The sequence below is a fragment of the Streptomyces cyanogenus genome (assembly GCF_017526105.1).
Taxonomy (GTDB): Bacteria; Actinomycetota; Actinomycetes; order Streptomycetales; family Streptomycetaceae; genus Streptomyces; species Streptomyces cyanogenus.
Genome location: NZ_CP071839.1, coordinates 8147872 through 8161419, shown reverse-complemented (window position 1 = coordinate 8161419; position 13548 = coordinate 8147872). Strand labels below are relative to the sequence as shown.

At 74.4% G+C, this 13548-nt stretch carries 7 protein-coding genes and 1 pseudogene; 3 read left to right on the top strand and 5 right to left on the bottom strand.

Going from position 1 to position 13548, the window contains the following annotated elements; genetic code table 11:
- Window positions 1-63: 63 nt before the first annotated feature.
- Complete coding sequence (locus tag S1361_RS36000) at window positions 64-2169, bottom strand: DUF1996 domain-containing protein (RefSeq protein ID WP_208036015.1); 2106 nt, start codon at window positions 2167-2169, stop codon at window positions 64-66.
- A gap of 296 nt (window positions 2170-2465) precedes the next feature.
- Between S1361_RS36000 and S1361_RS35995 the strand changes: the two genes are divergently transcribed.
- Entirely contained in the window at window positions 2466-4100 is a 1635-nt protein-coding gene (locus S1361_RS35995) for a C40 family peptidase (RefSeq protein ID WP_243769416.1), read from the top strand.
- Between the two features lie 6 nt (window positions 4101-4106).
- Here S1361_RS35995 and S1361_RS39590 read toward each other — a convergent pair.
- Window positions 4107-4465, bottom strand: a pseudogene (locus S1361_RS39590) (NAD-dependent epimerase/dehydratase family protein); the annotation flags it as partial.
- Window positions 4466-4683: 218 nt separating this feature from the next.
- Here S1361_RS39590 and S1361_RS35990 point away from each other — a divergent pair.
- A complete protein-coding gene (locus tag S1361_RS35990) occupies window positions 4684-6048 on the top strand; it encodes an FAD-dependent oxidoreductase (RefSeq protein WP_208036014.1) in 1365 nt (454 codons plus the stop codon).
- A gap of 57 nt (window positions 6049-6105) precedes the next feature.
- Here the strand turns inward: S1361_RS35990 and S1361_RS35985 are convergent, their stop codons facing one another.
- On the bottom strand, window positions 6106-10698 hold the full coding sequence (locus S1361_RS35985; RefSeq protein WP_208036013.1) for a hypothetical protein: 4593 nt from the start codon (window positions 10696-10698) through the stop codon (window positions 6106-6108).
- Window positions 10699-10853: 155 nt separating this feature from the next.
- On the opposite strand from S1361_RS35985, the gene S1361_RS35980 reads away from it, so the two are divergent.
- Window positions 10854-11819, top strand: a complete 966-nt coding sequence (locus S1361_RS35980; RefSeq protein WP_208036012.1) for a DUF1152 domain-containing protein — start codon at window positions 10854-10856, stop codon at window positions 11817-11819.
- A gap of 79 nt (window positions 11820-11898) precedes the next feature.
- On the opposite strand, the gene S1361_RS35975 is transcribed toward S1361_RS35980, so the two are convergent.
- Entirely contained in the window at window positions 11899-12909 is a 1011-nt protein-coding gene (locus tag S1361_RS35975) for a hypothetical protein (protein ID WP_208036011.1), read from the bottom strand.
- Complete coding sequence (locus tag S1361_RS35970) at window positions 12906-13301, bottom strand: PadR family transcriptional regulator (RefSeq protein ID WP_208036924.1); 396 nt, start codon at window positions 13299-13301, stop codon at window positions 12906-12908. The genes S1361_RS35975 and S1361_RS35970 overlap by 4 nt, the downstream gene beginning before the upstream one ends.
- Window positions 13302-13548: the final 247 nt, after the last annotated feature.

The following is a 13548-nucleotide window of genomic DNA, read 5'->3' as shown; positions in this document are numbered from 1 at the left end:
TGGGAGCGCTCCCTCAAGGGGTGGGGCCGCCGTAACAGCGTACGGCGGCCCCACCGTGTGCGGTCAGTAGCGCAGGCGCCTGGCCCGCACGAGCATGAACAGGCCGGACAGGGCGAGCAGCGTGCCGATGGCTCCGGGCCACAGGTGGGCTCCCGTCTCCGCCAAGCCACCCTGGGCGGCCTGGGGTTCGGGGCGCGCGGACGACGACGGGGCGAAGGCTGCGGCGGTGACCTGGCCGGAGGCGGAGGAGGCGGGCGTGGACGGGGCAGGCGTCGTCCGGGCCGGTGCCGAACGCGCCGGTGTGGAGCGGGGTTCGGCGGGCTCGGCCGGTGCGGCCTTGTCGTCCGTGTCGTGCTTGGTGGTGCGGGCCGGCGAGGTCGTCACGTCATGGCGCGGGGCTTCGGCCGGCTGGGAAGCGGCGGGCGGCGCGGGCTCAGAGGTGCCGCTCTCACCGGGCTGCTCTGCGGACCCGTCACCGGACTGCTCCGCGGAGCCGTCGCCCTGCTGTTCGGCGGACCCGTCACCGGGCTGCTCGGCCGACCCGTCACCGGGCTGCTCGGCGGAGCCGTCACCGGGCTGCTCAGTGGAGCCCTCGCCAGGCTGCTCGGCGGAGCCGTCACCCGGGGCGGTGGAGGTCGGAGTCGCGGTGGGGCTCGCCGTCGTACCGGAGTCGCCTCCGTCCGAGGAGCCGCAGGTGCGGCCGGAGTTGATGCAGTCGACCATCTCGCGCATCAGGTCCTCGTCGAAGACGTTGATGAAGTCGCCGTGGTCGGTGACGGGCTTGTGCAACTGTTCCGGGAAGGAGTCCACCGCGAACAGCGGGACCGTCCGGCCGCCGTCCGCGAGGCTCGGCGCGTCGACGTCGTAGACGATCCGCTGGACCAGTTGCGGAATGGGCCGGAACCCCGCCGGGCAGGAGCCGTCGACGCCGGCGAAGGCCACGTGGGTACGGTGGTTGGCACTGTCGATGTTGCGGCCGTCCCAGCAGCTCTGGAACCGGAAGGTGCGCACGACGTCGCTGCCCGTCGGGCACAGCGGGTACTTGTCCTTCAGCTGCCGGTCCTCGTAACCGGTGCAGCTCCAGGAGGCGTTGGCGTTGCCGGGGCCGTTGACGAAGGCCTTGGCGTCGCCGGTGATGATGCGCAGCAGCCGCGGCATCGCGGTGACCTCGCCGCGCGGGTTGCCGACGAAGGTCAGCGTGACCTGCTTGGGCGTCACGATCTGACCCGCGTTGCCCTCCGTACCGCCGCCCGGCGCCCCGGCGTCCCGCTCCTGGGTGCCGTTCTGCAGGCGCAGCACCGGCCAGTAGTACGAGGACTTGTCGCCCTGGTCCGCACAGCTGGTGCCGGCCCGCGCCAGGTCCTCGTCGCTCGCGAAGGCGTTGTTGGCCTGGTTGCCGACGTAGTCGTGGAAGTGGTGGGCGCCGTTGGTGACGCCGGGGGCGACGATGACGTTGTCCGAGTTGAACAGGCCGTTCGCGTTGACCCCGCAGTCGGAGGTGAAGGTGCCGCGCGAGGCGCCGTCCTGCGGCGCCGGGGTCTGTGCGTCGGGTTGTACGGCGGTGATGTCCGCGTAGTCGGAGACGACGGGCCCGTTGCCGCCCTGACCCGCGCCGCCCTGACCCGTGCCGTTCCGCCCCTGATCGGTGCCGCCCTGTCGGCCGTCGTCGGCCGGGGTGCCGGTGGCCTGGCCGGTGTCACCGGGGCGCAGGGTGCAGGTGGCCAGGGATTCCAGGCCCTGCGGGCGCTCCCCCGCCCGGTCGATGGCGTCGGCGATCCGCCCGATGGACTCCGACCGCTGTTCCTTCAGCGGGTCCATGATCGTCGTGTCGAGGGAGTCGGCGTCCGGGCTGCCGGGCCCGGCCTGCTGGAGCTGCCGGTAGGCCGCCGCCGTCTGCCGGTCGAGCTGGGCGAGTTCACGGTCGACGTCCGCGCGGGCCGCGTGCGGTACGGAGGTGAGCCGGCTGCCGACGTCGGGGCAGTCGACGGTCGCCATGCCGGCGGACCGGACGTGTCCGGTGGTGTCCGTACCGGAACCGTCACCCCAGCCCTCGCTGGCCGAGGCATAGACGTTCGCCGCGACGAGCCCGCCGCCGCCCAGTATCAGGGCGACCGCTGCGAGGGTCGCGCGTCGTGCGCGGGTCGGGCGTCTGCGGCTGTTGCGTACCAAGGTCGTCCCCTGTGTGTGAGCACCGGTCGGGCATGGAGTTCCCCGGCTTCATACGGAGGCCGCAGTCACTGTGTTCAACAGGATCGCGAATTCACCGGGATCTCACAGGAAACCATGGCGCCCACCCTTTCCCCGTCGAACGTCACGGCGAACATCACGAATATGTATCGGACATTTCACACCTCAACCTTCACACGAGGCACACACGTTGGCTAGGTTGACGCGAGGCCGCCGCCCGGCTCTGCCCCGGCGAGCCGCTCAACTGCCCCGCGGGGCGAGGAAGGAGCACGTCTTCCATGGCGCCGGAGAGCCGCGACGAGGTTCGGCAGCGGATCGCATCCCTCTACGACCAGGCCGAGAACGACACCGGGAACTTCAACGCGACCAGGGCCATGGCCGCGCGCACACGGTCCCGTGGCGTCCCGCTGTCCAAGCGGGCCGGCCGGCGTCCGGATCCGGGACTCGACGAGATCGCCCGGCAGTGGTTCGACACGGCACGCGCCAAGCTCGGCCCGACCGTTCCGGCCGCACTGCCCGCCGACCGGCTCCCCGACGTCTCCCTGACGCCCGGGCGTCCGCGGGACCGCGTGGGCGGTCTGCCCGGGGGCGAGCGGGAGGCCCGAGCACTCACCGCCGGCGGAGAGGCTCTCGCCCTTCCGGGCGGTGAGCGGCAGGCGCTGCCGTCCGCCCAGCAGCCCGAGCCCCTCGATCGGGGCGCCCGCGCGGTGGCCGAGCTGACGGCCGGCTCGCCGTCGGAGCTGGCGAGCCGGCCCGTACCGGCCCTGGAGAGCGGGGAGATGACACTTCCCGGTGGCTCTGACCTTGAACTACCCGGGCACGCGGTGGAGTTGCCCGGTACGGCTACGACCGTCACGGCCGAGCCGGGCGGTTGGGGTGCGCCCGGAGCCGCGAGCCCTGCCGTCCTGCCGGCCACCGCGGGGGCCGCCGCACCGGGGTCCACGGTGCAGGCACCGCAGACAGCACCGGTTCAGATGCCGATGGAGACTCTGGCGCAAGTGCCCGCTGGAACCCCGGCTCAAGTGCCGATGGGAGCTCCGGCCCAGCTGCCGACGGGAACCCCGGTTCAGCTGCCCAGGATGCTGCCCGGCACCGCCGTGCCCGGGCGCCCCTCCCCCACCGCCGCCAAGTCCGGCGCCCGGTGGAAGCTCGGCCGAGCGCGCGATCTGCTTTCCCTGCGTTCCGGTTGGACCAGCCAGCCCGGCACGGCCCTTCAGACCGCCTCGGCTGCCGGGGCCCAAGAGGTGCAGCAATCCGCCATGGCCGAGGCGACGGGACAGTGGGAGCAGCCGCAGTGGGCGGCACCCGGGCTGCCGGCCACGGCGACGCCGGCCGCGGGTACTCAGGCTGCCGCCGTCACCGCGCCCTTGACCGACACCGGTTCCCTCACCTCGCCAACCGACACCGGTTCCCTCACCGCACTCACCAGCACCGGCTCCTTCGCCATCCCCACCACCGCCACCGCTCCTGCTCCGGCTCCGGCTCCTGACACCGGCTCCCTCCCCCTCCCCCTCCCCCTCCCCCTGCCCACACCCGCCCCCGAGTCGCCGCGTTCCCTCCGTGCCGCGAAGGCCATCGCGTTCGCCCGGGCGCAGATCGGGAAGCCGTGCGTCTGGGGTGCGATGGGACCGGGTTCGTACGACTGCTCCAGCCTCACCCAGGCAGCGTGGCGGGCGGCCGGTGTCACGCTGCCGCGCGCGGCGCACGAGCAGGCGCTGGCCGGCACCCCGGTGACGCTCGCCGGTATCGAGCCGGGTGACCTCGTCCTCTTCTTCGACGACGACCGGCACGTGGGCCTGCATGTCGGCGACGGCATGATGGTCCATGCCCCGGGACCGGGGTCGTCCATCCGCGAGGAGTCGATCTACGGGGCCGGCGAGGCGGCCATCCACCGGATCGTCCGGCCGGCCTGACCGCTGTCAGCCCCGGCGTCGCCGGGCCCGCCGGCTCTCGTAGTGGTCGAGGAGGGTCTCCCCCACCGGGCGGTGGGGGAGGCCCAGTTCGCGGACGCTGCGGCTGTTGCCGACGCGGAACCGGATGCCGAGGTGCTTGCGGATGTAGTCCTGGGTGAGGCCGAAGGCGGGGCCCAGGACGCGTACCGGCCAGTGCGGGAGTCCGGTGCGCGGCAGCCGCAGATCGCGGGGGCGGCGGGGCGGAGGATGCGGAGGCTGCGGGACATCTCCAGGAACGACGTCATGGCTTGAGCCGCCACGATGTAACGCCCCTTCGCCTCGGGGTTCCCGGCCGCCGCCGCGATGTGGGCGTCGGCGACGTCCTGCGCGGCCGCCGCCGCCCACGCGGCGCGCTCGGACGTCGGAACCCCCTACCGCCGCCGGGTCCGAAACATCCGCCCACATCACCCGCCCATAAGGCTCCACTGGGCGAGGCATAAGATCACCTTATGAGGTCATAGACCGGAACCGTCTAGCTACTTAGGGCAGCCTTAGTTTAGGCTTCGTGATCACGTCACCCATTCGCCTCGAAGGGAACCTGATCATGTCGCGCCCCCTGCGGGTAGCCATCGTCGGAGCCGGCCCCGCCGGGATCTACGCCGCCGACGCCCTGCTCAAGTCCGAGGTGGCCGCCGATCCCGGTGTGTCCATCGACCTCTTCGAGCGAATGCCCGCCCCGTTCGGCCTGATCCGGTACGGCGTCGCGCCCGACCACCCGCGCATCAAGGGCATCATCACCGCCCTGCACCAGGTGCTCGACAAGCCGCAGATCCGTCTGTTCGGCAACGTCGACTACCCGACCGACATCAACCTGGACGACCTGCGCGCCTTCTACGACGCCGTGATCTTCTCCACCGGCGCGACGGCCGACCGCGAGCTGTCCATACCCGGCATCGACCTGGACGGTTCCTACGGCGCCGCCGACTTCGTCTCCTGGTACGACGGCCACCCCGACGTGCCGCGCACCTGGCCCCTGGAGGCCGAGAAGGTCGCCGTGCTGGGCGTCGGCAACGTTGCCCTGGACGTCGCCCGCATCCTCGCCAAGACCGCCGACGAGCTGCTGCCGACCGAGATCCCGCCGAACGTCTACGACGGTCTGAAGGCGAACAAGGCCGTGGAGATCCACGTCTTCGGCCGCCGGGGCCCGGCCCAGGCGAAGTTCAGCCCGATGGAGCTGCGCGAGCTGGACCACTCCCCCAACATCGAGGTCATCGTCGACCCCGAGGACATCGACTACGACGAGGGCTCGATCGAGACCCGGCGCGGCAACAAGCAGGCCGACATGGTCGCCAAGACCCTGGAGAACTGGGCGATCCGGGACGCCGGCAACCGCCCGCACAAGCTGTTCCTGCACTTCTTCGAGTCGCCGGCCGAGATCCTCGGCGAGGACGGCAAGGTCGTCGGGCTGCGCACCGAGCGCACCGCCCTGGACGGCACCGGCAACGTCAAGGGCACCGGCGAGTTCAAGGACTGGGACGTCACCGCCGTCTACCGCGCGGTCGGCTACCTCTCCGAGAAGCTGCCCAAGCTGCCCTGGGACCTCGACTCCGGCACCGTCCCGGACGAGGGCGGCCGGGTGATCGAGGAGGGCGGCGCCCACCTGCAGTCCACCTATGTCACCGGCTGGATCCGGCGCGGCCCCATCGGCCTGATCGGGCACACCAAGGGCGACGCCAACGAGACCGTGGCCAACCTGCTGGACGACCACGCCAACGGCCGGCTGCACACCCCTTCGGCGCCCGAGCCGGAGGCCGTGGACGCCTTCCTCGCGGAACGGAACGTCCGCTTCACCACCTGGGAGGGCTGGTACAAGCTGGACGCCGCCGAGCGCGCGCTGGGCGAGCCGCAGGGCCGCGAGCGCGTGAAGATCGTCGAGCGTGAGGACATGATGCGGGAGAGCGGGGCGTAACTCCCTCCCACTCGGGGCCCCGGGGGCCGGCGCCGGTGCGTCGGCCCCCACCGTCGTTCAGGCCTGCGCCACCCGGGCGAACAGCTCGTGCAGCGGCACCGGTGACAGCAGCCGGGTGAAGGGGCCGTACACGGCCTTGCCCGCCCGGACCGCGCCGTGCGTGCCCAGCTTGCCGCTCTCGACGGGCAGATGGGGCGCGTCGAGGGTCTCCCAGGTGTCGTGGGCGAAGGCCGTGCGCCCGGCCCGTGCCCGCCGGCCGGTCTGCACCGTTCCGGCCGCCACCAGCTCCGCCTGCGCCGCCTTGTGCCGGGCGGCCGTCCAGCCGTTCCAGCGGCGGACGTTGCGATCGGTGGGCCGGGCCAGGGCATGCAGCTGGAGGTGGAGCGCGGCGGCGTCCGCACCGACACCGAGCCGCTGCGCGACCTCCGCGACCAGGCCCGGGACGCTCAGCGCGGGGTTGGCCTCGTAACCGCCCGCGGGCACCGGCGTCGCGGCAGCACGGGCCACCATCCCGGCCAGTCCGTCGAGCAGCGCCCGTATCCCCGTGACCTCCTTGCGGAGCCCGGGCAGGTCCAGCCGGTCGCACAGCTCCAGGGCCCGGGCCAGCCGCTCCGGTTCGGAGAGAGCGGCCGCCCGCAGGAAGACCTGCCCGCCGGGGACCACGACGACGAACGTGCCGTCCTCCAGCGCCGTGGGAGCTTCCGGAACCGTGTCCAGGAGCGGCTCCGGGCACGGGATCACGGTGCCCGCGTAGGGCCGGAAGGCCGCATCGCCGGCGGCGGCCCGGGCCAGCGCGGGGTACGTCAGCAGCTCGACCAGCGTGTCCGGCGCGGCGAACCACGCCCGCAGGCGCTCGTACAGTCCCGGCGCGCCCTCGGTGGCGGGGTCGCCGGCCGGCCGTTCGGTCAGGGCCCAGGCGATCACGGACAGCGCCTCGGTGTGCGGAGCCCGGTCCCGGCGTATCCACGCGCCGGCCGTGCCGTCCGGCTCGGCCTGGTGCAGCAGGAGCCGGCCGGTGCGGCTGCCGACCAGGAGGTGTCCGCCGGGTTCGGCCGGCGGGCGGGCGGCGGGCAGGGCGCGGGCCCACTCGGCGGACAGGCCCAGGTCCGCCTCCAGGGCGTCCGCCAGCTCCTCGTCGGCGTAGGGCCGCGCGCCGAGCCGCTCGGCCCAGACAGCCGCCATGCGTTCCGCGGCCCGGACGGGTCCGTCCGCTGTCCACAGGTCGGCCGGGTCCTCGGGCAGCCCGGCGGCGAGCAGCGCACGCCGGCCGTCGGGTCCCAGCCGGTGCCAGAAGCCGTCGTACTCCGTGGCCGCGGCCTTGTTCGCCTTGTACGGCCTGGAGCGCAGCATCCGGGCGTGGTCCTCGTGCCCGGCGCGGCGCGGGAGGCCGGCGAGGGCCAGGGTGGCGACGGGGCGTCGTACGCCGGTGCGCCAGGAGAAGACGGCCACGGCCTCCGGGGTCAGCGGGACCGGCCCGTTCTGTTCGGCCAGCGCCGGCAGGCGGGTGAGGCGTGCGCCGTCGTCCCGGGAGACCCTGACGGTCCGCTCCTCCTCGGTGCGGGCGGGGGCGGGTGCCGTGGCCGGCTGGAGGAAGCGGCGCAGTCCGCCGCGTGCGGGCCCCGCCGCCGTCTCCGGGGCGGCGGTCAGCTCCTCCTGCGGTGCCCGGCCGGTGCGCCAGGTGCCGCCCGGTTCGGCGAAGGGCTGCCGGCTCCAGGTCCGCAACAGGGCGTTCAGGGCGGTGCGTTCGGCCTCGGGCGTGGTCTCGACGGCGGCCCGCCAGGCGACGGCGTCGATGCCGCCGAGCAGCACCTGCCATTCCACGGGGCGTGCGGGCGGGGCCAGGCCGCGGGTCTCGTCGTCGATCTCGCCGCGCAGGAAACGGCCGTCGGCGGCGAGGGCGGTGAGGGTGCCGGCGTGCCGCCCGGGCGCGTGGGTCTCGTAGGCGTGCAGATCGGGCAGGAGGCCGGCCAGGGCGGAGACGAGGGCGGTGTCGGGGATGTCGGCGGGGAGGGTCACCACCGGGCCGGAGCGCATGATGCCGACGCGCCGGGACACCTCCGCACGGCGACGCAGCACGTCGGCCGCGAGCCGGGCCGCGCGCACCACTCCGTCCCGCACCCGGGGGTCGCCGACCTCGGGCAGCAGGCCGGTGACCCGGGCGCGCAGCTCGCCCTCGTCCCGGGTGTCGCGGGCGGCGTACAGCAGGGCGCGCACGGTGGCGTCGCAGACGGTGCGCAGCGCCTTGGAGGAGCGTTCGTCGCGTGGGGTGAGGAAGTGCCAGAACGCGGGCGGTGGCACCGGGCCGGCCTGTTCGCCGAGGGTGGGCGGACGGTCGCGGTCGCGGTCGGAGGGCGGGACGAGGCCGTGGACCTGCCAGAGCAGCGAGTTGTCAGCGGCGGCATGGCAGCGGACGGTCCCCTCGCCGACGGTGACGGCGTCCTCGCCCCCCTCGGGGAGGGCCAGGACGCCCCAGGGGTGGCGGCCGAAGCGGCGGCTGCGGTAGCGGGCGGTGCGGCCGTCGACCGACTCCAGCTGGAACTCGGTGGGCGAGGGGCCCTGGTGGGGCGTGCGGTTGAGGACCCGGCAGCCGACGAGCCGTCCGTCCTGGCCGAACGGGGAGGCCGGCGCGTCCTCGGGGAGCATCGCGAGGTACTGGCCTCCCTCGAACTCCTCCATGCCGGACGGGAGTTCCCGGTCGCGGTGGAAGTCCGGCAGCGTGCGGCCGGACTCCGGGGCGCCGGTCGCGGGGTCGTACGGCGTCCAGTTGCCGCGGGTGTGGAACACCTGGGCGCCGTAGAAGCGCCGGCCGTCGCTCATCTGGAAGTCGTGGCCGCCGATGCCCTCGCGCCCGCCGGGCCGCAACACCCGCTCCCCGTCGAACCGGCCGCCACGGTCCGGGGTCTCGAACTGGTACCCGAAGCCGCCCTGGATCAGTCCGCCGTAGGGCCGCAGGCCGAACTGTTCCTCCGGGGTGAACACCTCCTGCGGCCGGTCGGTCCAGTACGCCCGGTCGGCACCGGAGTAACGGTCGCCGGTGCGCCAGCTGACGAGGAACTGGCCGCCGACGTAGTGGACGGCGTGCGAGGTCGCCTCGTCCGGCACCCGGAAGGCGCAGGTCGCGCGAGTGCCCGCGGGGTCGACGGCCACGGCGCGGTCGCCACCGAAGACGGTGAGGACGGGCCAGGTGCAGGTGACCTGGAGGGAGTCGGCGGGGTCGAAGCCGGCGAGGGCCGCGTCCAGGGCGGGCCAGCCCAGTTCCTCGGGCAGCCCGGCGCGCAGGGCCCGGGCCAGCGGGCCGGTGAGGTCCAGCGTGGCCAGCGCCTCCTCGATGCCGTCCAGGGCGACGGCGGTGGGCCGGTCGAGAAGGCCGGCCAGTTCGGCGACCGCCTCGTCGGCCGCGGCGAGCCCCCCGCCGCGCAGCTCGCCGAGCAGGCCCTCGATGCGGGTGTGCACCTCGGCGGCGATGCCGGCGTTCTCCGGAAGCCGGGTGATCGCCGTCCCGGCGCCGCGCAGGCCCTCGTGCACGGTGCCTTCGAGGCGGCGGCCGAACACCGGGTGGGCGGCCAGGGCCTTCAGGTCGCGGCGGGACCGCTCCTCCCAGAACGTCAGCCGTACGGCGTCGCCCGGGTCGGCCACCTCGATGCCCTCGGCGAGACAGGCGTCCAGGAGGTCGGCGTCCAGGGCCGGCCAGCCGTACGTGTCCTCGTGGATCGCCACGGGCGTGCCCGCCGCAAGCAGCCGGGGGGCGAACCGGGTGACGATCTCGAAGAGTTCGGCGGGCACGGGCTGGTTCGCCACGCCTCCGTACGCCACCCTCTGGTGCCGGTACGTGCGCGTGTACCGGCCGAGCCAGCCGGCCAGGCCGCCCTCCGGCCGGAGGTGCCCGGCCGCCGCCGCGTCCACGATGCCGCCGCGCAGCAGCAGCCGCAGCCAGGCGGCCGCGTCCTTGCGGGAGTCCGGGAACAGGTCGAGCAACGCGGCCTGGACCTCGGGGCCCTGCGGATGCTCGCCGAGCGGCCCGGCGGCCGCCTCCAGCAGGGCGTCCGGGACCGCTTTGCCGCGGGCGGCGCCGAGGACGTGTCCCAGTACGCGGGCGTCCTCGTCGGTGCCGAGGCCGGCGGCCCGCGCGGACGCCGCGATCCGGCGGGCGAGGTCGGCGGGGAGATCCCCGGGCGAGGCCGCCCAGGCGGTCAGCACGTGCACGTACTCCTCGTGCGCCTCGGCGGGCGGCAGCTGCCCGGCCAGCCAGCGCTGATGCTCGCTGAGCTCCTTGACCGGCAGGGCCCCGTGCGCCGCGAGCAGTCGCGCGTCGGCCCGCCGCCAGCCCGGGTCGACGGGCAGCGCGTGTTCCTGCTCCGCCTTGCGGGCCAGGGTGTAGGCCTTGGCGGCGGCTCCGCCGGGATACCCCAGCAGGCGGTGCGCCACCGTGTCCCAGAACCAGGGCAGATGGGCGGGCGGCAGCCGGCTCGCCGGGCGCCGCAGCCGCTCCAGGCAGCGCCCCATCCTGGGATACGCGGACGACACGGCCGCCGACACCTCGCCGAGCAGAGCGGCGGCGGCACACTCGGCGCCCGGGTCGTGGGAGGCGACCCAGAGCGCGTACGTCGTGGACCGGTGGGGTTCGGCGGGCAGCAGGTCGTGAGTGAACATGCGGCGATCCTGGCACGCGGATCCGACAGCCGTGCGGGCCTGTGGACAACCGCGCATCCGGCTGTCCGGGCCCTGTGGACGATCAGGGTGGACTCCGGGACCGTACCGCGAAAACCCTCAAGCGGCCCCGGGGACGGCCCTGTTAGGGTCCTGCGGTGTTCTCGCTGTCCGAACCCCCGTTCTTCGCCCGCCTGAGCGAGGCCCGTAGCGTGCTGGTCGCCGGTGCCGGCGGCGGCTTCGACGTCTACGCCGGGCTGCCCCTCGCCCTCGCCCTGCGGGCGGCCGGCAAGGAGGTGCACCTGGCCAACCTGTCCTTCTCCGACCTGTACGGCCTGGACCTGGACACCTGGGTCGAGGCGGACGTCGCCGCCATCCGTCCGGACACCCCGCTGCGCGGCGACTACTTCCCCGAGCGCTCGCTCGCCCGGTGGCTGCGATCCCAGGGCCTGCCCGACACCGTGTACGCCTTTCCCCTCACGGGTGTCGGGCCGCTGCGCGCCGCCTACCGGGCGCTTGTGGCGCACCTCGGCGGGGTGGACGCGATCGTGCTGGTGGACGGCGGCACGGACATCCTGATGCGCGGGGACGAGCACGGGCTCGGTACTCCCGAGGAGGACATGGCGAGCCTGGCCGCGGTCGCCGGGCTCACGGAGGTGCCGCACCGGCTGGTGGCCTGCCTGGGCTTCGGGGTGGACGCCCATCACGGCGTCAACCACTCCCTGGTCCTGGAGAACCTGGCCGCTCTGGACCGCGCGGGCGGCTACCTGGGCGCGTTCTCGATTCCGCGCGAGAGCCCGGAGGGCGTCGCCTACCTCGATGCCGTGGACCATGCCCAGCGCTGCCACGAGAGCCGTCCCAGCATCGTGCACGGGTCCGTCGCCGCGGCGGTGCGGGGCGCCTTCGGCGACGTGCGGTTCACCGAACGTACCCGGGGCAGCGAACTGTTCGTCAACCCGCTGATGGCCCTGTACTTCTGCGTGGACCTGCCCGCGCTGGCGCGCGCCAACCTGTACCTGGACCGGCTGGAGGACACGGTGCTGATCCGTCAGGTCAGCACGGCCGTCAACGGGTTCCGGGAGGAGCTGCCCCGGCAGCGACCGCCCCGGGCGTTCCCGCACTGACCACCCGCCGGCAGGGGTGGCGGCACCGGAGAGGCCGGGACGGGAGCGGGCGCCGGCCGCCCGGACCTCCCGGAACCGGTCAGCGGCGGGCCAGGTCGCGGCCTCCCACCACGGCCAGTGCCACGGTCAGCAGGGCCAGGGCCGCCGCCTGACCGAGGCCGCCGCCGAGGATCGCGCCGGCTCCGGGCACGTGCAACCAGGGATAGAGCGCCGCGACCCTCACCGCGAGGAGGAGCAGGCCGAGCGCGGCCAGGGCGAGGCCGGCGCCGGGGCTCGTACGGTCCGTGCCGCGGGCCCGCCACAGCAGCCAGCCGAGGGCACCCACGACGAACCCGGTGGCGGGCGCCCAGACCAGGTCCGCGACGCCCGGCAGCAGCACCAGGGACCCACCGGTCACCACGCACGCGGCCAGGAACACCAGTCCCGGGGAGCCCCCGGGCAGGCGGGCCTCGGGCGCGTCCCGGTGGTAGGCGGCGCACAGGGCGAGGGCAGGCAGCCAGGCCAGCAGAGCGGCCGATGTGTCGTACCACGGCAGCCCGGGCGGCATTCCGTCCCCGGCCGGCGCGATGACGCGGAACAGGGGCCACAGGGATGGCAGTGCCGCGCCGAGCGCTGCCCACCGGGCCAGGCGGCGGTGGTCGTGCAGCAGGGCGAAGTAGGCCACGGGCCACAGCAGGGGCAGCGTCCGGGTCAGTACGGCGGCGACCGTGTCGGTCGTGCTGCGGCCGGTGAACTCGGTGAGGAACATCTGCCGGCCGCTCGCCCCGTGGGTGAACGCCCAGGTCAGCTGAAGCACCGGCTCGACGACCGCGGTGGCCGCCTGGAGCAGCAGGGCGGACAGGGCGAAGAGGCGGACGACGGAGCCGAGGAGGGCGTACCGCCGGGGTGCGCCGGGCGCGCCGAGCCTGCAGCGCACCGCGAGCGCGGCGATGCTCGCGACCTCGCCGACGGTGGGCCGGCTCTGGTCCTGGAGGTCGCGGTCGACGTCCCACAGGTACGTCTCGACCATCTCCTCCTCCCGTTCCCGCCGGTAGTAGGCGGGGAGCAGGCGAAGGACGGTGCGGTAGCGGGTCTCCAGCAGGGTGGTCACGCGAAGCCTCCCGCGAGTCCGGGTGCGGTCGGGGGTTCGAGGCCCGCGGTACCCCCGGGGGCGGGACGGGCCGGGGCGCCGGCGCGGCGGCCGGCGGCGATGCGCCGCTTGGCGGCCCCGGCACCGGCGGCCATCCGCTCGGCCTCCGCGTCGAGGGCCGCCACGCCCTCGTCGGTGAGCCGGTAGTAGCGCCGCAGCCGCCCCTGCTGCACCTCCTCACGGTCCAGCACGATCAGGCCGTCCGCGGTGAGCCGGTCCAGCACGCCGTACAGCGTGCCCACCCGCAACTGCACCTCACCGTCGGAGAGTTCCTCGACCTCGCGCAGGATGCCGTAGCCGTGCCGCGGCTGGTCGGCGAGCGCCGTGAGGACGAAGAACGCCGCTCGGGTCATGCTCTTCGCTGTCATGCGGCCAGGATATATCGGTTGCCGATATATATCGAGCAGTGGGAGGTGGACCGTGCCGCGTCGCGGCGGGCGCGCAGGTGAACGGGGCCCGCCCCTAAGCGGATGGACGGGCGGACCCCGTTCGCCGGACATTGTGGGCGCGGCGCGGGACGGCCCGGCACGGGTGAACCGAGGTCACCTGACACGCGCCGCGCACACCCCGGGCGTGCGGCACACACCCCGTGCGCCGGTC

Bases quoted from the DNA above. Each gene is read 5' to 3' on its own strand.
- S1361_RS35995 (WP_243769416.1), top strand. From the start codon at position 2,466: ATGGCGCCGGAGAGCCGCGACGAGGTTCGGCAGCGGATCGCATCCCTC.
- S1361_RS35990 (WP_208036014.1), top strand. From the start codon at position 4,684: ATGTCGCGCCCCCTGCGGGTAGCCATCGTCGGAGCCGGCCCCGCCGGG.
- S1361_RS35985 (WP_208036013.1), bottom strand. From the start codon at position 10,698: ATGTTCACTCACGACCTGCTGCCCGCCGAACCCCACCGGTCCACGACG.
- S1361_RS35970 (WP_208036924.1), bottom strand. From the start codon at position 13,301: ATGACCCGAGCGGCGTTCTTCGTCCTCACGGCGCTCGCCGACCAGCCG.